14 protein-coding genes, 13 tRNA genes and 1 rRNA gene are annotated in these 22,182 nt (G+C 54.4%); 24 read left to right on the forward strand and 4 right to left on the reverse strand.

What is annotated here, in order from left to right:
- The 16 genes from rrf to J2Z70_RS22975 form a co-directional block, all read left to right on the forward strand.
- Positions 1-104: ribosomal RNA gene (gene rrf, locus J2Z70_RS22900) — 5S ribosomal RNA — on the forward strand; the annotation flags it as partial.
- 51 nt (positions 105-155) lie between these two features.
- Positions 156-231 (forward strand) — tRNA-Asn (locus J2Z70_RS22905).
- A gap of 3 nt (positions 232-234) precedes the next feature.
- Positions 235-324, forward strand: a tRNA-Ser gene (locus tag J2Z70_RS22910).
- Positions 325-461: 137 nt separating this feature from the next.
- Positions 462-536 (forward strand) — tRNA-Glu (locus tag J2Z70_RS22915).
- A gap of 134 nt (positions 537-670) precedes the next feature.
- Positions 671-746, forward strand: a tRNA-Val gene (locus J2Z70_RS22920).
- 32 nt (positions 747-778) lie between these two features.
- Positions 779-852 (forward strand) — tRNA-Met (locus tag J2Z70_RS22925).
- Between the two features lie 76 nt (positions 853-928).
- Positions 929-1,006, forward strand: a tRNA-Asp gene (locus J2Z70_RS22930).
- Between the two features lie 206 nt (positions 1,007-1,212).
- Positions 1,213-1,287, forward strand: a tRNA-Gln gene (locus J2Z70_RS22935).
- 26 nt (positions 1,288-1,313) lie between these two features.
- A tRNA-Lys gene (locus J2Z70_RS22940) sits at positions 1,314-1,389 on the forward strand.
- Positions 1,390-1,405: 16 nt separating this feature from the next.
- A tRNA-Leu gene (locus J2Z70_RS22945) sits at positions 1,406-1,489 on the forward strand.
- A 7-nt stretch (positions 1,490-1,496) separates the two neighbouring features.
- Positions 1,497-1,571, forward strand: a tRNA-Gly gene (locus J2Z70_RS22950).
- A 10-nt stretch (positions 1,572-1,581) separates the two neighbouring features.
- A tRNA-Arg gene (locus tag J2Z70_RS22955) sits at positions 1,582-1,658 on the forward strand.
- A gap of 132 nt (positions 1,659-1,790) precedes the next feature.
- Positions 1,791-1,864: transfer RNA gene (locus J2Z70_RS22960), tRNA-Pro, on the forward strand.
- 17 nt (positions 1,865-1,881) lie between these two features.
- Positions 1,882-1,952 (forward strand) — tRNA-Gly (locus J2Z70_RS22965).
- A gap of 866 nt (positions 1,953-2,818) precedes the next feature.
- Positions 2,819-3,772: a helix-turn-helix transcriptional regulator gene (locus J2Z70_RS22970; protein ID WP_036731198.1), complete on the forward strand. Its 954-nt coding sequence runs from the start codon at positions 2,819-2,821 to the stop codon at positions 3,770-3,772.
- Between the two features lie 175 nt (positions 3,773-3,947).
- Positions 3,948-4,790 carry a DNA-binding protein gene (locus J2Z70_RS22975; protein ID WP_209877052.1) on the forward strand — a complete coding sequence of 281 codons (843 nt, stop codon included), beginning with the start codon at positions 3,948-3,950 and terminating at the stop codon, positions 4,788-4,790.
- A 195-nt stretch (positions 4,791-4,985) separates the two neighbouring features.
- Here the strand turns inward: J2Z70_RS22975 and katA are convergent, their stop codons facing one another.
- Both katA and glgP read right to left on the reverse strand, forming a co-directional pair.
- Positions 4,986-6,440, reverse strand: a complete 1,455-nt coding sequence (gene katA / locus J2Z70_RS22980) for a catalase KatA (protein ID WP_209877053.1) — start codon at positions 6,438-6,440, stop codon at positions 4,986-4,988.
- A 348-nt stretch (positions 6,441-6,788) separates the two neighbouring features.
- Positions 6,789-8,405 (reverse strand): alpha-glucan family phosphorylase, encoded by a 1,617-nt coding sequence (glgP, locus tag J2Z70_RS22985; RefSeq protein ID WP_209877056.1) that lies wholly within the window; start codon positions 8,403-8,405, stop codon positions 6,789-6,791.
- 292 nt (positions 8,406-8,697) lie between these two features.
- Between glgP and rbsK the strand changes: the two genes are divergently transcribed.
- From rbsK to J2Z70_RS23015, 6 genes are all read left to right on the forward strand, one after another.
- The gene (gene rbsK, locus J2Z70_RS22990; protein ID WP_209877058.1) at positions 8,698-9,636 is read left to right on the forward strand and encodes a ribokinase; all 939 of its coding nucleotides are present in this window, start codon (positions 8,698-8,700) and stop codon (positions 9,634-9,636) included.
- Positions 9,637-10,001: 365 nt separating this feature from the next.
- On the forward strand, positions 10,002-10,766 hold the full coding sequence (gene aroD / locus J2Z70_RS22995) for a type I 3-dehydroquinate dehydratase (protein ID WP_209877060.1): 765 nt from the start codon (positions 10,002-10,004) through the stop codon (positions 10,764-10,766).
- A gap of 176 nt (positions 10,767-10,942) precedes the next feature.
- Positions 10,943-11,635 carry a response regulator transcription factor gene (locus J2Z70_RS23000; protein WP_036731210.1) on the forward strand — a complete coding sequence of 231 codons (693 nt, stop codon included), beginning with the start codon at positions 10,943-10,945 and terminating at the stop codon, positions 11,633-11,635.
- Entirely contained in the window at positions 11,632-12,999 is a 1,368-nt protein-coding gene (locus J2Z70_RS23005; protein ID WP_209877062.1) for a sensor histidine kinase, read from the forward strand. The genes J2Z70_RS23000 and J2Z70_RS23005 overlap by 4 nt, the downstream gene beginning before the upstream one ends.
- Positions 12,996-13,598: a PepSY domain-containing protein gene (locus J2Z70_RS23010; RefSeq protein ID WP_209877064.1), complete on the forward strand. Its 603-nt coding sequence runs from the start codon at positions 12,996-12,998 to the stop codon at positions 13,596-13,598. Before J2Z70_RS23005 ends, J2Z70_RS23010 begins: the two co-directional genes overlap by 4 nt.
- Before the next feature lie 112 nt (positions 13,599-13,710).
- Complete coding sequence (locus tag J2Z70_RS23015; RefSeq protein WP_209877066.1) at positions 13,711-14,268, forward strand: PepSY domain-containing protein; 558 nt, start codon at positions 13,711-13,713, stop codon at positions 14,266-14,268.
- A 61-nt stretch (positions 14,269-14,329) separates the two neighbouring features.
- Here J2Z70_RS23015 and J2Z70_RS23020 read toward each other — a convergent pair whose 3' ends face one another.
- Both J2Z70_RS23020 and J2Z70_RS23025 read right to left on the reverse strand, forming a co-directional pair.
- Complete coding sequence (locus J2Z70_RS23020; protein WP_209877067.1) at positions 14,330-15,094, reverse strand: MerR family transcriptional regulator; 765 nt, start codon at positions 15,092-15,094, stop codon at positions 14,330-14,332.
- A gap of 240 nt (positions 15,095-15,334) precedes the next feature.
- Positions 15,335-16,087, reverse strand: coding sequence for a 3'-5' exonuclease (locus J2Z70_RS23025; RefSeq protein ID WP_209877069.1), 753 nt, complete (start codon positions 16,085-16,087; stop codon positions 15,335-15,337).
- Between the two features lie 212 nt (positions 16,088-16,299).
- On the opposite strand from J2Z70_RS23025, the gene J2Z70_RS23030 reads away from it, so the two are divergent.
- Both J2Z70_RS23030 and J2Z70_RS23035 read left to right on the forward strand, forming a co-directional pair.
- Positions 16,300-16,719 (forward strand): hypothetical protein, encoded by a 420-nt coding sequence (locus J2Z70_RS23030; RefSeq protein WP_209877071.1) that lies wholly within the window; start codon positions 16,300-16,302, stop codon positions 16,717-16,719.
- 13 nt (positions 16,720-16,732) lie between these two features.
- Positions 16,733-21,718, forward strand: coding sequence for a DUF4132 domain-containing protein (locus J2Z70_RS23035; RefSeq protein ID WP_209877073.1), 4,986 nt, complete (start codon positions 16,733-16,735; stop codon positions 21,716-21,718).
- Positions 21,719-22,182: the final 464 nt, after the last annotated feature.

Below are 22,182 nucleotides of genomic sequence, written 5' to 3' on the forward strand. Positions count from 1 at the left end.
GCGGAGGGGTTCCACACGTACCCATCCCGAACACGACCGTTAAGCCCTCCAGCGCCGATGGTACTTGGACCGAAGGGTCCTGGGAGAGTAGGACGCCGCCAAGCGGACCATCCACACACATTGTGGTATTTTTTTTGCCCTGATTGGTTACATATTCCCTGATAGCTCAGTTGGTAGAGCACTCGACTGTTAATCGAGTTGTCACAGGTTCGAGTCCTGTTCGGGGAGCCATATGGAGAGGTGTCCGAGTTTGGCCGAAGGAGCACGATTGGAAATCGTGTAGGCGCCACAAGCGTCTCGAGGGTTCGAATCCCTCTCTCTCCGTAGCAATACTTCTTTGAATAGGGATGAGAACCCTCAGTGGTTCGTTGGAGCATAGGCTTCGTTAGCACGGCTTCGCAATCTCGTAACGAAGTGAAGAGTATCCCTCTCTCTCCGTAGCAATACTTTTTACACAGCATGGCTCGTTGGTCAAGGGGTTAAGACACCTCCCTTTCACGGAGGTAACATGGGTTCGAATCCCATACGAGTCACCAATTTCTTCTCTGAATGATGGGATGAGAATTCCCTGGGTTCGTTGAAGCATAGGCATCGTAAGGAATACTTCGCAATCTCGTAACGGAGTGAAGAGTATCCCATACGAGTCACCATTTTTTTGGAACTGATACATGGAGGCTTAGCTCAGCTGGGAGAGCATCTGCCTTACAAGCAGAGGGTCGGGGGTTCGAACCCCTCAGCCTCCACCATCTATCTTAACCGAATAGATTTTGTTCAATGACGCGGGGTGGAGCAGCCCGGTAGCTCGTCGGGCTCATAACCCGAAGGCCGCAGGTTCAAATCCTGCCCCCGCAATTGTTCCCCACAAAGTGAGGATATGCTCTGTAGCATATTCCGAATACTTTCCGGGGGCCCCAAAACCTTTTATTCTGGAACCGTGGTGTAGTTGGCCTAACATGCCTGCCTGTCACGCAGGAGATCGCGGGTTCGAATCCCGTCGGTTCCGCCATTTTAATGGCTTAAGGGATGAGAATTCCCTGGGTTCGTTGAAGCCTAAGCTTCGTAAGGAATACTTCGCAATCTCGTAACGGAGTGAAGAGTATCCCGCCCTGTTCCGCCATTTTAATTGGTATTAAGACATGAGGGATTGAGCATCCTATATCTCGAAGTATAGAGTATCCATCCGATTCCGTAGTATTTTGCTAATTATAATATTGGGGATTAGCCAAGCGGTAAGGCAACGGACTTTGACTCCGTCATTCATAGGTTCGATTCCTATATCCCCAGCCATCTTTTTTGGATTGTTTCTCTTATGAGAGCCATTAGCTCAGTTGGTAGAGCACCTGACTTTTAATCAGGGTGTCGAAGGTTCGAGTCCTTCATGGCTCACCATTTTCTTGTAACGTGTGCGCGTGTGGCGGAATGGCAGACGCACCAGACTTAGGATCTGGCGTTTCACGACGTGGGGGTTCAAGTCCCTTCACGCGCACCATGTTTTTGCGGACGTGGCTCAGCGGTAGAGCATCGCCTTGCCAAGGCGAGGGTCGCGGGTTCGATTCCCGTCGTCCGCTCCATATAGATTTTGCGCCCTTAGCTCAGCTGGATAGAGCGTTTGACTACGAATCAAAAGGCCGGGAGTTCGAATCTCTCAGGGCGCGCCATATATTGCTTCATTGAATTATCTAAGTGTCCGTCAGATTCGAACGAGTTCGTTGGAGCATATGCTTCGATAGCACAACTTCGCAATCGGATGCGTAGCATCCGTATCTCTCAGGGCGCGCCATTTTTATTAACGGGATGTAGCTCAGCTTGGTAGAGCACCTGGTTTGGGACCAGGGGGTCGCATGTTCAAATCGTGTCATCCCGATATTTCATTTCACCTATGCGGGTGTAGTTCAATGGTAGAACTTCAGCCTTCCAAGCTGATAGCGTGGGTTCGATTCCCATCACCCGCTTATATCTGTATCACGTGAGTCCGTCATCCCTATGGGGAAGGCGGACTTTTTTTGCTATTTGGAAATGTATGCGAAAAACAGAACACATTGGGTGATATAAGTGCGCGTGTCCCATGCTCCACAGCTCGTAACATTGTTTAGAATTCCTGCAAGAAATGCAGCAATACTGCCCAATAGAAGCGACCGATGCTGAAATCCTGCAAGAAATGCAACAAAGCCAGCACTAAGTTGCTCTAATCACCGGAATTCCTGCAATTGATGCAACAATATAGCGTAGCCCGTAACATTTTTAGAGAAATCCTGCAAGATATGCAACAATGCGGCTCAATTCAAGCGGTCGGTGAGAGAAAATGCTTAGAATTGGTAAGAGATAGGAGGTGGAAGCATCGCCATTATCGCCATTAAAGTAAGAAACAAATCAGAACGTGTGCGAAAAACCGAATACATTTGCTGCGGAGGAGCTAAACGGGGCGGATGTATGCGAAAAACCGAACACAATGTGATGGAGGGAAGGTGAATGACCAAATGTAATCAAAAAACCGAATACAATTGGAATGGGGGCGCCACGTAGGCCGAATGTAATCGAATAACCGAACACATAGAACTCAGAGTACCTGTGAGCCGAAGCGCTTAGGGCTGTAGTTGTCAAATGGCCGCCAGAAGGCAGAGAGATGGAGAAAAGTGAGCTTCGTATACGAGTGGTATAGAGGCAGCAGTATCATTCAGCCGCTAGGGTGATTTGTTGTAAGGGCTGGAATGTTGCAATAGTATGGGAGGGCGTTATGTTTCTATAGAACTGATATAGTATAACTATTGGACTATTGGATCATAGGCAACACTTACTTGGAAGCTGAGGAGCATTTGTTATGACAGACAAAGTAATACGGATTTTCAGAATCATTAACGCCATTCAGTCGAACCCGGGGATTACCGCAGCAGACTTGGCTTTTAGGTGCGAGGTGAATATTAGAACGATCTACAGGGATCTTGAGGTGATCAGCCACTTTGCACCGGTTACGAATGAGGGAAGAGGCACGGGCTACCGGTTCATGGGCAAATTCTTTTTATATCCGCTGGATTTCTCGGAGCAGGAGTCGCTGGCGTTCTCTTTGCTGCCTTCTGTGCTGAATCCGGATAGAATCCCGCCGGGTTTTCATTCTGCTTATGACAAGGTGATGGGGACTCATCTGAAGGAGAAATCGCGGCAGAATGGCCTGCTGGAGAATATCGCGGATATTATTCAAATGGGTACCCCGGCCTACCGCAAGGAGAGCCGGAACTTCCTGCAGCCGCTTATTGGAGCCATTCTGGAGCAGCGCAGCATCCGGACGGTATACCACTCGCAGTCACGCAACGCCACTACAGCGCGGAAGATTGATCCTTATTATCTGATCCCGCGGGATCAGCGCTTTTATCTGATAGGCTATTGCCATCTGAAGGGCGCAATTCGTACGTTCCGGATCAGCCGGTTTGAGCAGGTCGAGATGACGGCTTCCACTTTTGATAAGGGAAATTTCAATATTAAAAAATATCTGAAAAATACCTGGTCGATCAACCGGGGGACCCGGAATGTCACGTTCAAGGTACGGTTCGATCCGGAGGTGGCGCGTTACATTAAGGAAGAGGAGCTGTTCGTACAGCCGCGGATGAGCGAAGAATGCGATGGAACGCTGCTGTTCGAAGTCACGGTTAATAATGAGAAGGAGTTCATCAAGTGGATTCTGCAATATGGCCCGAATGCTGAGATTCTGGAGCCGGAGTCGGCCAGGGAGCGCTTGAAAGAGCAGCTGGAGCAGTGGCTGGATGTGTATCAGCAGTAGCCGCAGACTACAATATTACATAATATGGAATAAAATTGTCGAAAAGGTTAGATTGAATAGCTCAACTGGAGAATAAAGGCTTTTTTAGAGATATATATGTCGGGAATGAATTGACCGGAGCGGTGAAGCAGGTTATTATTGGAATATAATGGAATGATAGGAGGCAAGATAGAAATTGCTGGAACTGGATGGGATGAATGAAGACTCTTTGACAGACATGCTTAAAGTCTCGTTCTCATGGGAGAACTGGACGGCAATTCTCGAGATTTCAGACAAGCTCTTTGAACTTGCAGTTCTAACCTACGGCTCCCATCGACAGGGTGCAAAGAAGTATTATTTGAAAAAAAATATAGCGTATTATCTCGGCTACAGTGCGTGCATGAAGGGGATTGCCTATCAAAAGCTCGGTAACCTCGCTGAATCAAGAAAGTGTATAGGCTTGTATTCGGATTTGAGCTGGATCACGGATGTGGATCAGGAAGCTGCCGTAGAAGTGGAATACTACAGGAACATTGCGATAGCCAACACCTTCGTCATTGATCTGCTGGAAGGAAAGGTTGAAGTTCTCCCTGATTATATTGAATTCATTCGTACAGGGGACCAGGAGGAGCTGCTTGCCTGCTTGATTACTGTGCTGGAATCGGCCATTAAGTACAACTTTTCTATCGACTGGGTACTGGATGAATTCAATGAGCCATTGAAGGAACTAAGCTGCAGAGAGAAGCAGGAAGATATCAGATACTACATAGACTACATGCATCTTAGTGCAATTTATTTGTATAAAAGGGAGAAAATTCATGATGCAATTAATCTGACTCTCTATATTTTGGTAATAAGTAGTAAACTTTATGACGGGACAGGCTTTAGGAAGATTGTGTCGTTTTATGAACATATCCGAAGCCATGCGACCGCAGAACAACAAGAATCTTATCAAAATGTAATGAAAAATATCTTAGAGAGGGAGTTTTTAAAAGATGAAAAAGGCGATCTCGTTATTAACAGCCGTATTGCTGATTAGTGCAAGCGTAGTGGTAACAACGGCAAGCGCAGGCGGCCACTTATCCGCATCCTCTGGCAATATCTCTATTAACAATCACGGAGCAGGCCACTAGTCTAAAATCTCTCTGTCTCATGAATCTGGAAATATAAGCTGCATATCATGCAAAAAAGGGGTAAGCGACGATGCTTATCCCTTCTTTGCTGTGGATAGAGGTTACTCTGTTACAGCCAAACCCAGTCCTTCTGCAATTCGCCGGCCAAACTCCGAATCGGCTCGGTAGAAGTGGCCAATCTGGCGGAGCTTGATCTCCTCGGACTCCACTGGAGTCATCGCGCCGACAATATTGCTCACGAGCCGGGCACGCTCCTCTTCACTGAGCAGACGGTACAGGTCACCCGGCTGAGTGTAGTGATCGTCATGGTCATAAGACACGCTGTCCGCCTGGCCGGAGACTTCAAAAGCAGCCGCTTTATGCGGCGCTGACTCGGTTGCCCCGCCGGCGCTGTTGGGCTCGTAGTAGACGGAGCCTCCCCCGTTATTCGTAGCATTCATCGCGCCGTCGCGCTGATTATTGTTGACCTCTGCGATAGGCCGGTTAATCGGCAGGTGGTTATGGTTCGCTCCTACCCGGTAGCGGTGGGCATCCCCGTATGCGAACAGGCGGCCCTGAAGCATTTTATCTGGAGAAGCTTCTATGCCTGGAACGAATGAGCCGGGAGAAAAGGTAGCCTGCTCCACTTCGGCGAAGTAATTCTCAGGATTGCGGTCCAGCACCATGCGGCCTACCTCAATCAGCGGATAATCCTTCTGCGACCACACCTTGGTTACATCAAATGGATCGAAGCGGTAGGTGTCGGCATCCTCCACAGGCATAATCTGCACATGCAGCCTCCAGGCCGGGAAGTCTCCAGTATCAATGGCGTTGAACAAATCCTCTGTATGATAATCCGGGTTCTCCCCGGCTAGCTGTGCAGCCAGCTTAACATCGAGGTTCTTGACGCCCTGCTCTGTCTTGAAGTGATATTTCACCCAGACGGCTGCGCCTTCAGCATTCACCCACTTGAACGTATGGCTGCCGAAGCCATGCATATGGCGGAGAGTAGCCGGGATGCCGCGGTCGGACATCAGAATCGTCACCTGGTGCAGAGACTCGGGGGAGAGAGACCAGAAGTCCCAGACGGCATTAGGGTTCTTCAGATGGGTCTGCGGATGGCGCTTCTGGGTATGGATAAAGTCCGGGAACTTGATGGCATCACGGATGAAAAAGACAGGCGTGTTATTGCCGACCAGGTCGTAGTTGCCTTCCTCAGTGTAGAATTTCACAGCAAAGCCGCGCGGATCGCGCACCGTATCGGATGAACCCAGCTCCCCGGCTACGGTAGAGAAACGGATGAACATCGGGGTACGTTTGCCGACGCCCGACAAGAAGGCAGCCTTCGTATATTGGGAGAGATCATTGGTGACTTCAAAATAACCATGGGCACCGGCGCCTTTGGCATGAACGACACGCTCAGGCACACGCTCACGGTTGAAGTGGGCCAGCTTCTCCAGCAGATGGACATCCTGCAGCAGCACGGGGCCACGGGCACCGGCGGTCATTGAATTCTGGTTGTCACCTACGGGGGCGCCCCAGCTTGTCGTTAGCTTGTTGTTATTGTTTGTGGTCATGAACACAATCACCTCGTATAGGATTTGATTTTAGAATAAGTATAAATATTATAATAGCAAGAATTTAAATAAAATCAATCCTTTTTTATAATTATTATAATTAAGTGTATGCGGGAGAAGATAGATTCATGATATGAGCGATGGTCTGCGGGTGAGAAATAAAGCTCCATTAAGAGCAGCGTGAAGATGGGCATAATGAGGCCGGATGAAGCTACAAGTAGCGGTATGGGAAATGTCAGGAGGGCCTAAAAAACTCCCGCCCGCAGCAGCGGACAGGAGGGGGATTCGTGAATAGTAACGGAGCAGCAGCAACTGGATGCGGGTGACAGGAGCAAAAACTACTGTAAGTTAGCTTGGGATATACATTCGGTTATAGTATTCATCCAGCATGCGTTTGGTGGCGAACTCGGTGCGGGTGGTCTCGATGCTGCGGTGCATCATCTGCACCCACTTGGCCTGATTCTCATAGAAGACCGGGAGGACGCGGTTCAGAAGGGTCTCGTACAGTGCATCGCTGTCATGCTGGTCAAGCACCGCAAAGTCGGTAGTCTCGAAGCCGCCGCCGATCTGCCAGCCGTTCTCGCCGTCGATGCAGGCCTCCGGCCACCAGCCGTCCAGGATGGAGCAGTTCAGGACGCCGTTCATGGCGGCCTTCATCCCGGAGGTTCCGCTGGCTTCGAGCGGTCTGCGCGGATTGTTCAGCCAGATGTCAGAGCCGCGGGTCAGCTGGGCTCCGATGGTCATATCGTAGTTCTCCAGGAAGACTACGCTCTTCGGATATTTGCGCATCATGGCTATAAGGTTGCTGACGATCCGCTTGCCGTTGTCGTCCAGCGGATGCGCCTTGCCGGAGAACACAATCTGAATCTTGCCGCTCTCCAGGTACGGCTCTATAATGTCCGGCCGGGAGAAAATCAAGTCACTGCGCTTGTAGGGGGCGGCGCGGCGGGAGAACCCGATCAGCAGATGCTCTGGATTCAGGGCGATCCTGGAGCGTTCTTCGATGAAGCTGATCAGCTCCTGCTTGATCTCCTTGTGGACGGCCCACAGGTCGCCGCCCTCCTCAAAAGCACGGGTCATCCGCTCATCTACCCAGGTAGGGGTGTGAATCGCATTGGTGATGCCGATGATCTCGGATCTGCCGGCGACTTCCTTCCACATCTTGTTGGCAGTATCGGCATGAAGCTGGGCGACCGCATTCGAGATCCGCGATAGCCGCAGGCCGGCAACGGTCATGTTGAAGGGATCACCGCCGATCCGCTCCATCTGCGCCCGGGTTAAGCCATTAAAGGCCCCCATGTACTCCAGCCGGTCCAGCGGATGGGTCTCGTTGCCTTCCTTAATCGGTGTATGTGTAGTGAACACAACCTCTTCTCGTGTAGCCTTCCAGGCTTCTTCAAAGGTACTGCCGCCGGACATCTTCTCCCGGATCAGCTCGATTGCAGCGAGCGCCGCATGTCCCTCGTTGAAGTGATAGACATCGATCTTAATTCCTAGAGCGCGCATGGCTTTGACGCCGCCGATGCCCAGCACGATCTCCTGGGCAATCCGCTCCTCCCCGAACCAGCCGTAGAGCTGGCCGGTAATCCAGGTATCACTGTTCTCCGGGATATCGGTGTCGAGCAAATAGAGCGGACGGTTACCGAAATGGTCGGTTCTCCACACTTTGCAGACCACATCGGTCTTTCTGACTTTTACCGTGACCTTGACACCCGTATCTTCCAGGAAGTCGTACACATAGTTGTGGTAAGAGTCGTAGGGGTTGCCGTTCGCATCAATCTTCTGGTCCGTGTAGCCCTGTTTCCATTTGAGTCCGATGGGGATGATAGGTGCCCCGATATCCTGCGCGCCCTTGATATAATCTCCGGCCAGAATGCCCAGGCCTCCGGCGTACATTTTGAAATCGGAATGCAGTCCATACTCCATGCTGAAATAAGCTACTGACGGTAAGTGGTTCTCGCTCACGTGATAAGCCTCCTAAATGCGATTTAGATAATAACGGGTTGCTGCAGGCTGTATCTAAGATGCAAACGTTTGCTCAATGAGGCAGGACGGGCTCTGGAAGCGATTGCACCATCATTCTAGCATATTTATCCTTAAAAAGCACAGCGGAGTTTCGGTGACAACTGGCTGCCTGCGGAGCCGATAAATAAAATTTGATAAACCTGCCGGAAGGCCATAAGATAAGGGGAGTAAAAATGTACAAGCTTCATCTAAACCATAAAGCAAACAATAAACCAAGTGGTGGTGTAAAGGATTGAGTATAGTCGTAATTGGAAGTCTGAATATGGATATGGTCGTGCGGGCAGAGCGCGCGCCGGAGGCGGGTGAGACCCTGTTCGGTCAGGGGTTCGCTCTGTCTCCGGGCGGAAAAGGGGCGAATCAGGCCGTTGCGGCGGCCAGACTGGGCGCGGATGTGACGATGATCGGCAGAGTGGGAAAGGATGCTTTTGGCAGCGGGCTGCTGGAGATTATGGAGCAGGAGCGGGTTCATACCGAGTATATCTCGCTGAGTGAATCCCAGGCTACAGGGGTAGCTTCCATTGTGGTCGACGGGTCCGGTGAGAACCGGATCATCGTAGTGCCTGGCGCGAATGTGGAGATGAAGCCGGAGGATATTGAAGCACTTGAGACAGTGATCAGCGGAGCCGGGATCGTGGTGATGCAGCTGGAGACGGATCTGGCGATGTGCGGGGCTGCGGCAGTCCTGGCGTACCGGCATGGGATTCCGGTGATTCTTAATCCTGCTCCGGCCCAGCCGCTGAGCGATGAGCTGCTGCACCATATTACCTACCTGACTCCGAATGAGACAGAGGCGGGGATTCTGGCCGGTATCGCTGTGGAGAGTGTGGAGGATGCAGAGCGTGCTGCCCGGATAATGCTGTCAAAAGGGGTCCGGCACGTCATTGTAACGCTGGGCTCCAAAGGGGCGCTAATCGTGGACGCTGCCGGAAGCCGGCATGTTCAGGGTTTCCCTGTGCAAGCGGTAGATACGGTCGCAGCCGGAGATTCCTTCAACGGGGCGCTGGCCTGGCAGCTGACCTGCGGCAGGACGCTGGAGGAAGCGGTCCGCTTCGCCAATGCTGTCGGTGCGCTGGCGGTTGGCAAGACCGGTGCAATTGCTTCTCTGCCCAGACTGGAAGAGGTGGAGCAGTTCCTGCGGACAGCTGCTAATGCAGAGCCACAAGACCTGTAGATCCCAGTAGATTCCGTGTGTGTGATAAAGGAAGCAGATACTATATAAGACGCACTAAAGAAATTAACGAAAAGCAAAAAGAAGCGGAGGGGAAATTTGGAACTGTAGGAGCGGTAGCGTCCGCCTGAAAGCTTTCCGAAGGAAAGCTCGCATCGTAAGCATCAGCTAATCAACGGATTTCAACCGCGAGTAGCGGATTAAATCAAGAAATCTGGTGACAACAGCGGCCGGAAGTCCAAATGTTCACCGCAGCGACGACCAAGCTTCGAGTTCAAACCTTAAGTGCGTTTTATATAACAGACAAATTAAGCGGGGAGCGTCAGAGGAAGCTCTGAGACTCCGGGTCCGCTAAGGAGCTGACACGTTTGAGCGGTACAGTAACCGTCAAGAATATAACCCTCGGAGAAGGGATGCCCAAAATCTGTGTTCCGCTGGTCGGAACGACGCGGACGGAGCTGCGTGAAGAAGCTGAGGCGCTAATCGCACTGGCGCCGGATGTGGTGGAGTGGCGCAGTGATTTCTTCACGGAGGTGGAAGATATTAATGCCGTGACCCAGGTGCTGGAGGACATCCAGCGCCTGCTGCCGGAGATTCCGCTGATCTTCACCTTCCGCAGCGCCAGGGAAGGCGGCGAGAAGGAAATCTCCACAGCCTATTACTTCCGGCTGATCCAGGCGGCGATAGAGAGCGGGCTGGTGGATATTGTGGATGTGGAGCTGTTCCAAGAGGAAGCGGAGGTCCGCAGACTGATTGCAGCAGCGCATGGACAGGCAGTGTTCGTGATTCTCTCGAATCATGACTTCGACGGGACGCCGTCCGAGGATGAGATTGTCTCCCGGCTGTGCCGGGCGCAGGAGCTGGGCGGCGATCTGCCGAAGATTGCCGTAATGCCGCAAGGGCCAGCCGATGTGCTGACCCTGCTGGCGGCGACGAACCGGATGCAGGAGCAGTATGCGGACCGTCCGATCATTACGATGTCGATGGCCGGGGAGGGCGTGATCAGCCGGCTGGCCGGGGAGATCTTCGGCTCGGCGCTGACCTTCGGTGCGGCGCATAAGCCTTCGGCACCGGGGCAGGTGGCAGTCGCCGAACTGCGCGGTGTGCTGGAGCTGCTGCACCGCAGCTTGTAGCGGCTACCGGTTCAGACGCAGCAGGAATGGGGATAGACAGGGGTGTTTCCGGCCGGTATTCCGGTGGAAGCACCCTTTTGCATATAGAGAGATATAGCAAATAGCGGGCGGAGTTTGAAACTGTAGCTGCCCATGCCCTACAATGGAGGCAACCAAGTAGAAGGGGCGGAGCGCCGATGACAGAATTGATTCTGGTGGTGGAGGATGAGGTGAGAATTGCCCGTCTGCTGCAGATTGAGCTGGAATGCGAGGGATACCGTGTGTCCATTGCCGGGAGCGGCCATCAGGGGCTGGAGATGTACCAGGAGCAGCAGCCGGATCTGTTATTGCTGGATGTGATGCTGCCCGGATTCAGCGGCATAGAGCTGCTGCGGCGAATCCGGGCGGGTGATCCCGATACGCCGGTGCTGCTGCTTACAGCCAAAAGCTCGGTAGAGGATAAAGTATCAGGCCTGGACCTTGGGGCCAATGATTATATTACGAAGCCGTTTCAAATTGAGGAGCTGCTGGCGCGTGTCCGTGCTGCGCTGCGGCTGGCCTCGGGGCGGAGGAGAGAGGAAGCCGTCAACCTGCTGATGGCAGAGGATCTGGAGCTGAACGAAACTACGCGGGAGGTGAAGCGGGCAGGCCGGAGCATCGAGCTGACTCCGCGGGAGTTCGACCTGCTGGTCTACCTGCTGAAGAATAAACGCCAGGTGCTGAACAGGGAACAGATCATGGCTGCCGTCTGGGGATACGATTATTACGGCGATACGAACATTGTGGATGTCTATATCCGCTATGTCCGCAAAAAAATTACGCTGGACCACCAGCCTGAATTGATTCATACCGTGCGGGGCGTTGGTTATGTGCTGAAGGATGCCCCATGAAGCTGCGGAGCACCATTCATCTGTATTCCAGCGTGCTGTTCGCCGTGCTGCTTATCCTCATGAATCTGTTCATCTACGCCGTGTTCAGCCGGATGTCACTAGACAGCCAGCTCGGGCAGGCATCTGCCGAGACGGCCAGAATTGCTGCCGCGATGAGAAAAGCGGGAGACGGGGTAACGGCACCGGAGCTGCTCCGGGCATATGTGCCGGTGGAGGGAATGCTGCGGCTGCTCACTGTGGACGGAGGCGGACCGGCGCCGGTCACCTCAGCCTCGGGGCAGGAGATCAGCCGGCTGAAGCCGGTCTACCATCCCGGGAAGCAGGCGGAACGGGTCCGGGTGGACGGACGCTTGTATGCGTTCGTGAGCGTTCCCGTCATCTGGACGGACGGGAACGTCCTGAATGTCCAGATGACCAAAAGTCTGGAGGGCACGATGGATACCTTGCGGGTCCTGCGGCTGGTCCTTGCAGGCGCTACGCTTGCGGTGCTGCTTCCGCTGCTGCTCTCCGGCCGCCTGTTGTCGGGCCTGATTATGCGGCCCATCGTCCAAATGACGGCGACTATGCGGGAGATTCAGCGCAGCGGGAAATTCCGCAGGCTTCCGCTGAAAGCACACTCGAAGGATGAGCTGGTGGAGATGGGGCATACCTTCAACGACATGATAGGCCTCTTAGAGAGCAATTATGTGAAGCAGGAGAAATTCGTGTCGGATGCCTCCCATGAGCTGCGCACACCGCTGACGGTTATTGAGAGCTATGCCAGTCTGCTGAAGCGCAGAGGGCGGGATCACCCGGAGCTGTTCGATGAATCGGTTGAGGCTATCCATTCCGAAGCTGTGCGGATGAAGGAAATGACGGAGCAGCTCCTGCTGCTGGCGAAGCACCCGGAGCAGTGGGATCTGGAGCTGAAGGTGATGGATCTGGAGGAGCTGGTGCGTTCTTCGGCGAAGGCTTTTCATAATGCGTACGGGAGAGAGGTCACGGTTCAGGTCAAGGGGTCACCCGAAGGCTACAGCGATGAAGCGAAGCTCCGGCAGCTGCTGTTCATCTTCCTGGACAATGCCCGCAAATACAGCGATGAGCAGATAACCGTGCGTATTGAGGCTGCCGGGCAGGAACGGATGATTGTGATTACCGACCGCGGTATTGGAATTCCGCCGGAGGAGCTGCCGAAGATATTCGACCGTTTCTATAGAGTGGATGAGGCGAGAACCCGTGAGAACGGAGGGGCAGGCCTGGGGCTGTCGCTAGCCGCAGAGATCGCGGGGGCGATCGGAGCGGAGCTGTCCATGGATAGTACGGTAGGCCTGGGAACCTCGGTGACGATCCGCATGGCTGCGGACCGCAGGGGAGGTGGACAATGAACCAGCATCCAAGGAACAAGAGCAAAATGTACAAGGCAATCATAGGTATGGTGGTCTTCCTGCTGCTGGCTTGGGTTGCCTTCCGGATATTCGGGAAGGATTCGGAGCCGCTGTTATCCAGAGATCAGGCTACGCTGGCTGTGCTGAGCGAATATGCCGGTAAGGTAGACAGTCTGAAGCTGCAAGCCGGAGCTTATATAGCGGTGCTTCATACGGAGCAAGGACGGTATGAGCTGAAGCTGGACGGAGTTACCGGCGAGATTCTCTCCATCGTGCTGTTGAAGCGCACGGACGAACCGGCGGTGCAGCCTACGTCTGCCGCTACTCCAGCTCCATCTGGCGGAGCTGACGCTACCCCGTCACCAGCAACTACCCCGTCAGCGCAGAGCGTAGTCTCCCAAGAGGAGGCTGTCAGTCTGGCTCTGCGTGAGGTACCGGGGGAGCTGGACGATGTGGATACGGGAATTGATGCGGCAGGCGCTTATTATCTGGTGGAGATACATACTTCAGACAGGCGGGAGGCCGTAGTCCAGGTGAATGCCATCTCGGGCCATATTATGTCTGTGACCTGGGAAGAGCCGGATGGGGACGATTCCTAGGGTATCTGTTTTTTTCTCAGCGAATTCTAATGTTACTCCCGCTGTTCTCTCAGATTGTAGCGTTATAGTTACTACATGAAGCAGCGAAGAATGAACTTAGGAGGCGTTAACATTGAAGACAAAGATATGGAGCAGTATCACGGCGGCAGCACTTATTCTCGGAGGCGCTTATGGTATAGGCGAGCTGAAGGGCAGTACGGCAGATGCAGCCGCATCCGCGAAGAGTCAGAGCAAAACGTTAATTAGTGTAAGCAAAGCCGAGCAGATTGCCTTGAAGGCAGCTCCGGGACAGGTGGAGAGCATCGATCTGGAGAAGAAGGCCAGCGGCACGTATTACGATATCGAAATTCAGCAGACCAAGCAGGAGATAGATGTCCGGGTAGATGCCTATTCGGGAAAAGTGATCAGCGTGCGCAAGGATGCAGGCGATGATGACTCTCATAAGGCAGCTCCGGCCTCAGGCGGCAAGCTGATTACCGCAGGCAAGGCGGCTGAGGTGGCTCAAGCTGCTGTGAAGGGGACGGTCACCGAGATTGATCTGGACCGGGACCATGGAGGAGCTGTCTATGAGGTTGAAGTCAGGAACGGGCAGGTCAAGACAGAAGTAGGTGTCGATGCGTATACTGCCAAGGTTGTGTACACCGATACGGATTCCGACGAGGATGATTGATATGTAAAAGAGAGGCAGCCGGATTGAACGGCTGCCTCTTTGCTATGCCAAACGATTACGTCTACTGCTTCGCTCCAGTATACACATGCACTGCATCCCGTAGGAACGCGGCCATGCCGGGGCGGCGCTGGTCGTAATAAGCGGTGAAGCGCTCATCATCGACATACATCTGGGCTACGCCTGCATGGGCTTCCTTGGTGTACGTATCCCAATAGAAGCTGAGCCACTGGCGGTGCAGATGGGCGGCCTTTTGCGCCAGTTCGCTTGCCGAGTCGCCTTCCTCCATCGCCTGCTCCAGTGACGCGAACATATCGGCCTCTAGCTGTTGAAGGGCAGCGTACTGCTCCTCCGTCATATGGCTGAGCTTGCGGTTCGACTGCTCCACAGCTTCCGCACCGTATTTCTCCCGGATTTCCTGGCCGTACTTCTGCTCGTTATCGTCAATCAGCTTCTGCTTGAAGCCTGCGAATTTCTCCTGATTACTCATTGGACTTCTCCCTTCTGTGTGTGCAATGGTCTGCTCGACGTTCGCGATGAGCCGGTCCAGCTGCTGTCTCCGCTGAAGCAACTGGTCATGGTGCTCGCGCAGGGCGCGGGCGCCGTCGAAGGAGGGCGAATGGACAATATCTCTGATCGCCGCAAGGCCGAGGCCCAGTTCCCGGTAGAAGAGAATCTGCTGCAACAGGTCTACCTCAGTCTGGCCGTAGATCCGGTATCCCGAGGAACTGATTCTGGCTGGCTTCAGAATGCCGAATTCATCGTAATAACGCAGGGTCCGTGCACTGATCCCCGCGAGTGTCCCCAGCTTCTGCACCGTATATTCCATGGTCTAATCTGCCTCCAATCTGTCTTGGCGTATACAGCAGAGAACGGGTTCAAGGCGTTCCCGCCGGGTAAGCGGCCGCTTACAGATCTAACTGTATACTTTGACGTAACGGCAAGGTCAACTCTTAATTTGTATAATAACCAGACAGCAGGGCGGGTAACCGTGTGCTGGAAAAGCAAACAGCGGCAACCGCCCAGGCTATGCCTCGGGAGATTGCCGCTGCTGCGCGGGCATATGGGGTTATTTCTTGCTAAGCTGGGTGGTGAAATACGCCTTAAGCTCTGCCAGCTTCCGGGGGTCCGCCAAGGCATCCTCCGCAGGGAAGTAATGCTCGGCGACCAGCTCCCAGGTGGGGACGATTTTTTGGGCGGTCATTGCTTTGATGGCGATCTTAACCGTCTTGCGTTCCCTGGCGTTCGAGAAGGTATCGACATAGTGCTGGGAACGGCCGAAGTCCAGCTCGCTGAAGACTGCACGGAAGATCTCCGCCGTCATCTTGGCATCGTCCAGCGCGCGGTGGGCGGAGCCGGAAGGCTCCAGGCCGAAGAGGGCCATGGCCCCTTCGACGCTGATGTCGTTACTGAGGCCGCGGGCGCGCAGGACGCCCTTAAGCAGATCGAAGTAGGTGGCCTCCATCCAGTAGGCATCATCCATCTTGTGCATCCGCACATCCTGGATAATCCGCTTCATATCCTCGCCGCCCCAGGTTAAGAGCAGCACGCCGTCAGCGCTCTGGTCAAGCCACGCTCTGAAGGCGGTAATGACCTTCGGGAACCGGCTGGCGACGTCGATATCCTCTTGGGGGATGCCGGTTTTTTTCTTGATGAATGAATTCAGGGTGGAGAAGTATATGGGTCTGATTAAGGCTGAGAATTCATCCTTAACCTGCAATGAAGCGTCTAACCGGACCGCTCCGATCTCAATGACCTCCATAGGATGCTCGCTGGCAAATTTGCGGCCGTTGAATTCGATGTCCAGAATAATATAATCCACAGGTAATGCCTCCGTTTCAGTGACTGGCGCCAGGATTGCACGGAAATGCGCCGACCTTTCTATTTTAGCAAAAAAAGAGCTGTACAGATACCGGATGCTCTGTATCCGCACAAATTTGAATTTTCGGCGGGGGAACGGGTTGATTTCTGGGAAATCGGGTAATGAACTAGATAATCTGTCGAATAGAGCTATTGAGGTAAGGAGGGAAGGCCATGAAGCTGTATGTAACCGTCAAAAGCCTGGGCAAACGCAGGCCGGTGCTGGAGCGTAAGGAGCTGCTGCTTGCTGACCGTCCGCAGACGCTGCGCGCGTTGATCTCGGAGATTGTAGCCGGGCAGGTGCAGGCGATGCTGGAGCGGCAGGAGCGGGGAGATCTAATCCCTTACCTGACCGCAAATGAAATTGCGGAGCAGGGCGATAACGGCAAGGTCGGATTCGGTACGGTGTACGGCGAGACGAAGCCTGAGGTAGAGCAGGCTACGGCTGCGGCACTGCTTGCTTACGAAGACGGATTGTACAAGGTGTTCGTGCAGGAAGAGGAATGCTCCGCGCTGGATGAGCCGCTGAGGCTTGAAGAGGGCGATGAGCTGACGCTGATCCGGTTCACTATGCTGGCAGGAAGACTATGGTGAGGGAGATGACAGGATGAAAATCGGAAATGCAGAGTGGGAGACTCAGTGGTACGCGGATGTTGAGAACAAAGCCAAAGGGCTGAAGGGGGAAGGAGCGGAGCTGGCAGGCCTGCTCGCGGAGTTCAGCAAGAACCGCTACCTTCATGAAGGGGAGGATTCGCTGGACCGCTTCCTTGTTATCATGGAAGATCGCGCTGCGGCGGCTAAGGCTGATTTTACGGGATACTGGGAGCCGCTGATTGGGATCATGCAGCAGCTGTACAGCACACATACCGTTGAGCTTGCCCGTTACATAGTTAAGCATGCAGTGGAGTACCCTTATTCCATAGGGTATCTGCGCCGGCCGTTCCGGACCCGGGAGGTTCAGGCGCACCAGATGCAGATCCTCCGCAAAATCAATGCCCTGATCTATATGGAGTTAATTGAATTCTCGTTACCGGAGTACCTGAAGGGGGATTATGAAAAGGATTACAGTATCTCTTACCGTGTAGATGTGGCCGTTCCCGATGTAATCGCCTATGAGCTGGACCGCAGCGGCAGCGGAATGGAAGATTTGCTTAAGGATGCGGTGTACGGGGACAACCAGGGGGCGCTGCTGAGCCGCAATATGATAAAAGGTGCATTCCTCAGCCGTAACCAGGCCGCTGTTCAGATGATTGGCGAGCTGCTGCTGGCTGCCCGGCTGCAGGAGGGACTGCGGCAGTCCATTATGGAGACGATGGATGAGGGGACGATAGAGAACAACCTGTATATGCTGAAGGTGATTCTGGACAATGATCTCGTGCGCTACAGCTCGGTGGTGCGTGCCCTGGGCGTATGGACGGGGATGGGTCTGGAAGCCCAGAACCAGCGGGTGGCGAAGCAACTGATTGAAGGAGCCTATCAGGTGCTGACGGATGAAGCGCTGCGCGCTGACTGGCTGACCAGCGAGAATGCCAACCATGTCTACCTGAGCTTGTGGGGGACGGCTGTCTATGAGGAGAATGAACTGATCGGCAAGGTGGATGTCCTGATGGAACAGGGCCAGTCCTACCAGAAGATTGTAGCAGAGTATGTACTTTCCGGCAGCCAGAACCGGGAGGTGCGCCTGAGCAGCGCCCGGAAGTATCTGAAGGAGCAAGAGCCGGAGCTGCTGTACTGGATTCTGACGAATTATAATTATGATTATAACCGGATGTGGAGAGGGCCGAAGGATAATGGGCCGAAGATCGAGGTCGTAACCAGCCCGCAGCTTGAGGATAAAAGCGAGCGGCAGCGCGACTTCAGCCTGCTAATGGATATCTTCCTGAATCCGGACAGCCGGGAGCTGACCGGTACCTCTAAGGTGCTGGATTTCCTGCAGGTCAGCTACACCCGTGATCTGCCGGTCCAAAAGATGCTTTATCTGATCTCCTATGATATGGACCCGGCCTGGGTGAATGAATTGCTGGCGCTGAAGGACAAGCTCAGCACGGACATACGTGGGGAGCTGCTGAATTACTTCGTGCAGCATACGGAGGATACTGTGCAGCGCGAATTCATCTTCGCCAGCCTCTCCGACAAGAGTATCAAGAACCGGGAGCTGGCGCTGGACCTGGCGCAGGGGCTGACCCTGGCGGAGGATGAGCTGCTGATGGCCGAAGGGCTGCTGAAGCTTAAGACCGGTACGCTGCGGCAGAGCGTGACCCGGATGCTGCTGAATCAGCCGGATGAAGCGCTGAAGGAGTCCGTCCACAGACTGGTGCAGGGCAAGAATGCCCTGCAGCGGCAGGCAGGGCTGGAGATTATGACCGTGTTGTTCCAGGATGAAGAACGGCAGGCACTCTTTGAAGCGGTCCGTCCGCTGGCGGAGGCGCTGGAGAAGCCTTCCGACCAGGAGCGCGAGCTGATCGCGAGGCTGAGCCAGAAGAATGAGTATACGAAGGCTAATGGCTTCGGCTTGTTCGATCCGCAGCAGACGGAGGATTGGCTGACTCAGGGGCCTGTACTTGACGGATTCGCCTGGGATCAGGTGTTCAAGCTGTCCTTGGAGCAGATCAAGACATTCCTTAAGGGACTGGACAACACGATCCACAAGCACCGCGACGTAGAGTACGAGGTTGAGTATTACAGCGGCTATAAGGACACGGTGCTGATCGGCACTAACCTCAGACCGTTGCAGGGGTACTTAATTAACGATGAGGAGAGCGGCAAATCCGCCCTCGAACAGTACCCGCTGCATGAAGTATGGGCTGAATATTGGGACAAGAGCGGCTGGAGCGCCCGGGATCTGATAGAGCTGAACTTCTATATCAGCCTGGAAGAGCTGGATGAGACCCTGGATAACTATGACGGTTACGACACCTTAGGAATTGATGATAAGGAACTTAGCAAGCAGAAGCTGCTGTCCGGGTGGCGCAAGGAGTTCGCGTCAGAGGTCTACCCGCTGGAGCAGATCGAGGCTGTGCTGAAGCTAGTGGACAAGCTGAAGTACAGATGGCAGGTAGAGACGCTGCTGGATGCGTACCGCGCGGACCACAAGAGCCCGGAGGGCTTCCGCCAGGTGAATGGTGCGGTGAATGCGCTGATGGCTGCGTTCCCGGAGGAGAAGCTTGCGGCGGACTGGCCTTTCCTGTCTGTGCTGGCTGATCCGTGGGTCGATATGGTGCAGAAGCTATGGAACGGAGCAGAGGAGTTCAAGGAGATGTTCCGTACCTGCTACCGGTTCGAGGGGATCAGCGGAGGCGAAGAGCGGGACAGCATCATCGGACTGAAGCACTACGTTGAGGCCTTCACCGGTGAAATCATCCGCGAAGAGACGCTGCTTAAGGAGCTGCTGCTGAGTAAGGATGCACGCAACCATATGAGCTGGATCAGTTCACGCAGATATGATTGGATCGAAGACAGTCCACAGATGGTTGCACTACGCACAAGGATCATCGACCGTCTGCTGGCCATTGAGCTGGGGCGCGGCGACCTGCCGACTGAGGTGACCGGCATGACGATGGGGCTGCAGCGGATAGAGGGCCTGGAGTATTGTATCCGTATCCTGTCAGGGCTGAACAAGGATACCTTCGTGCGCGGGTACGTGTATGGCTATGGCAACAATATTACGAAGAAGGAATCCTTCAGCCATCTGCTCAAGGTATGTTATCCGCGTGAGGGAGATAATGCGGAGCTGCTGAAGACCTTGCTGCAGGACTACAAGCTGTCCGATCAAAAGCTGCTGGAAGCCGCCATGTACGCCCCGCAGTGGATCGAGATTATTGCCGAATACCTGGACTGGGAAGGGCTTCGCAGCGGGGCCTGGTACTTCCACGCCCACATTAACGAGAGCTTCTCGGCCGAAAAAGAGACGGTGGTGGCGCATTACTCGCCGATCACGCCGCAGGAGTTCAACGACGGCGCCTTCGATGTGAACTGGTTCCAGTCCGCCTACAAGGAGCTTGGACAAGAGCGGTTCGAGCTGCTATATGACTGTGCCAAATACATCTCTGCCGGTGCGAACCACCGCCGTTCCCAGCTGTTCGCCGATGCCACGCTCGGCAAGCTGAACCTGGAAGAGATGAAGCAGTCTGTGGAGCAGAAGCGGGGCAAGGATCATCTGCTCAGCTATAGTCTGATTCCGCTGGGAGAAGACCGTGAACAGGATATCCGCGTGCGTTATGAGTTCATCCAGCGTTTCCTGGCAGAGAGCAAGAAGTTCGGCGCACAGCGCCGCGCCAGCGAAGGACAGGCCGTACAGATTGCTCTTGGCAACCTGGCACGCAATGCCGGATATGCCGATGTCACCCGCCTGATCTGGGATATGGAGGCGCGCAAGCTGGATGATTATGCTGCATACTTCGAGCCTTATGAGCTGGACGCAGAGACCTTCGTCTCACTTAGTATCGATGAAGAAGGGCAAAGCGATTATGTGGTGACCAGCAAGGGGAAGGCGCTGAAGTCGGTGCCCGCACGCTTCAAGAAGCATGAGTGGATCGAAGCACTGAAGGAAGCCAAGAGTGAGCTTACCGGGCAGTTCCGGCGCGCCCGGGCTGAACTGGAGCGGTCGATGGAGTCCGGCAGCGGCTTCACGCCGGCAGAGATTGCCGGGCTGAGCCGGAATCCGGTGCTGGCACCGCTGATTAGCAAGCTGGTGCTGATGAGCGGCGATGCGTTGGGATATTACGATGCGGATCAGGGGGCGCTGGTAAGTCCTGCGGGTGAATCCACGGCCCTGAGCGGGGAGACTGTGCTGCGGATAGCCCATCCGCTGGATCTATACCGCAGCGGACAATGGAGCCTGTACCAGAAGGATCTGTTCGACCGTCAGCTCCGCCAGCCGTTCAAGCAGGTCTTCCGCGAGCTTTATCTGCCGAATGAGGATGAGCTGGCCCAGGGTGTGCTGTCCCGCCGTTACGCCGGCCATCAGGTGCAGCCGAGCAAGACAGTCGCCCTGCTGAAGGGGCGGCAGTGGACGGTCAGCTATGAGGAAGGGCTGCAGAAGGTGTTCTATGCCGAGAACCTGATCGTCCGGCTCTATGCCATGGCGGACTGGTTCTCACCGGCCGATACCGAAGCGCCGACATTGGAGACAGTGCAGTTCTTCGACCGGAAGACGTACAAGGGCGTGCCGCTCGATCAGGTGCCGCCAGTGCTGTTCTCGGAGGTGATGCGGGATGTGGATCTGGTCGTTAGCGTGGCCCATGTCGGCGGCGTCGATCCGGAAGCGAGCCTGACGACTGTAGAGATGCGCCGGGTCATCGTCAGCGAGTCGCTGCGGCTGCTGAAGATTGAGAACGTCCGGCTGGACGGCAATTATGCACGGATTGACGGTACGCTGGGCGAGTATGCTGTGCATCTGGGCAGCGGCCAGGCGTACAAGCAGGCCGCGGGCGCCCTGTCCATTATTCCGGTGCATTCGCAGCACCGGGGGCGGTTGTTCCTGCCGTTCCTGGATGAGGACCCGCGTACAGCGGAGGTACTCTCCAAGGTCGTGCTGCTCGCTGATGATACGAAGATCAAAGACCCGCAGATTCTTGCGCAGCTAAGTAGCTGAGCGGCTGCGCGGGTGGGGGAACGGATTGTGCACGGACGGGACACGGCTTACCGCAGCCGTATATAGAGCAATGCCACAGGCACCGGTGCTGAATTTCAGCGCCGGTGTTTTAGTCGCGGGAGGAGGAAGGTGAAGCTGCCTCTTATGGCTAGACGGGGATGCGTGGGCGGAATGTAATCGAAAAACCGAACACATTTTGCTGGTGGGGGGTGCGAGGGCGGAATGTAATCGAAAAACCGATTACATTTGGCTGGCGAGGGGTGCGTGGACCAAATGAAATCGAAAAACCGATCACATTTTGTTGTTGGGGGGTGCGAGAGCGGAATGTGAGTGGAAAACCGATTACATTTTGCTGGTGGGGGGTGCGAGAGCGGAATGTGAGTGGAAAACCGATTACATTTGGCTGGCGGGGGGTGCGTGGACCAAATGTAATCGAAAAACCGATTACATTTTGCTGGTGGGGG

This window comes from Paenibacillus silagei (assembly GCF_017874735.1).
In the GTDB taxonomy this organism is placed as follows: Bacteria; Bacillota; Bacilli; order Paenibacillales; family Paenibacillaceae; genus Paenibacillus_AQ; species Paenibacillus_AQ silagei.

Excerpts from the sequence above, each read along its gene's own strand:
- J2Z70_RS22970 (WP_036731198.1), top strand. The coding sequence starts at position 2,819 with ATGACAGACAAAGTAATACGGATTTTCAGAATCATTAACGCCATTCAG.
- katA (WP_209877053.1), bottom strand. The coding sequence starts at position 6,440 with ATGACCACAAACAATAACAACAAGCTAACGACAAGCTGGGGCGCCCCC.
- J2Z70_RS23000 (WP_036731210.1), top strand. The coding sequence starts at position 10,943 with ATGACAGAATTGATTCTGGTGGTGGAGGATGAGGTGAGAATTGCCCGT.
- J2Z70_RS23005 (WP_209877062.1), top strand. The coding sequence starts at position 11,632 with ATGAAGCTGCGGAGCACCATTCATCTGTATTCCAGCGTGCTGTTCGCC.
- J2Z70_RS23010 (WP_209877064.1), top strand. The coding sequence starts at position 12,996 with ATGAACCAGCATCCAAGGAACAAGAGCAAAATGTACAAGGCAATCATA.
- J2Z70_RS23020 (WP_209877067.1), bottom strand. The coding sequence starts at position 15,094 with ATGGAATATACGGTGCAGAAGCTGGGGACACTCGCGGGGATCAGTGCA.
- J2Z70_RS23030 (WP_209877071.1), top strand. The coding sequence starts at position 16,300 with ATGAAGCTGTATGTAACCGTCAAAAGCCTGGGCAAACGCAGGCCGGTG.
- J2Z70_RS23035 (WP_209877073.1), top strand. The coding sequence starts at position 16,733 with ATGAAAATCGGAAATGCAGAGTGGGAGACTCAGTGGTACGCGGATGTT.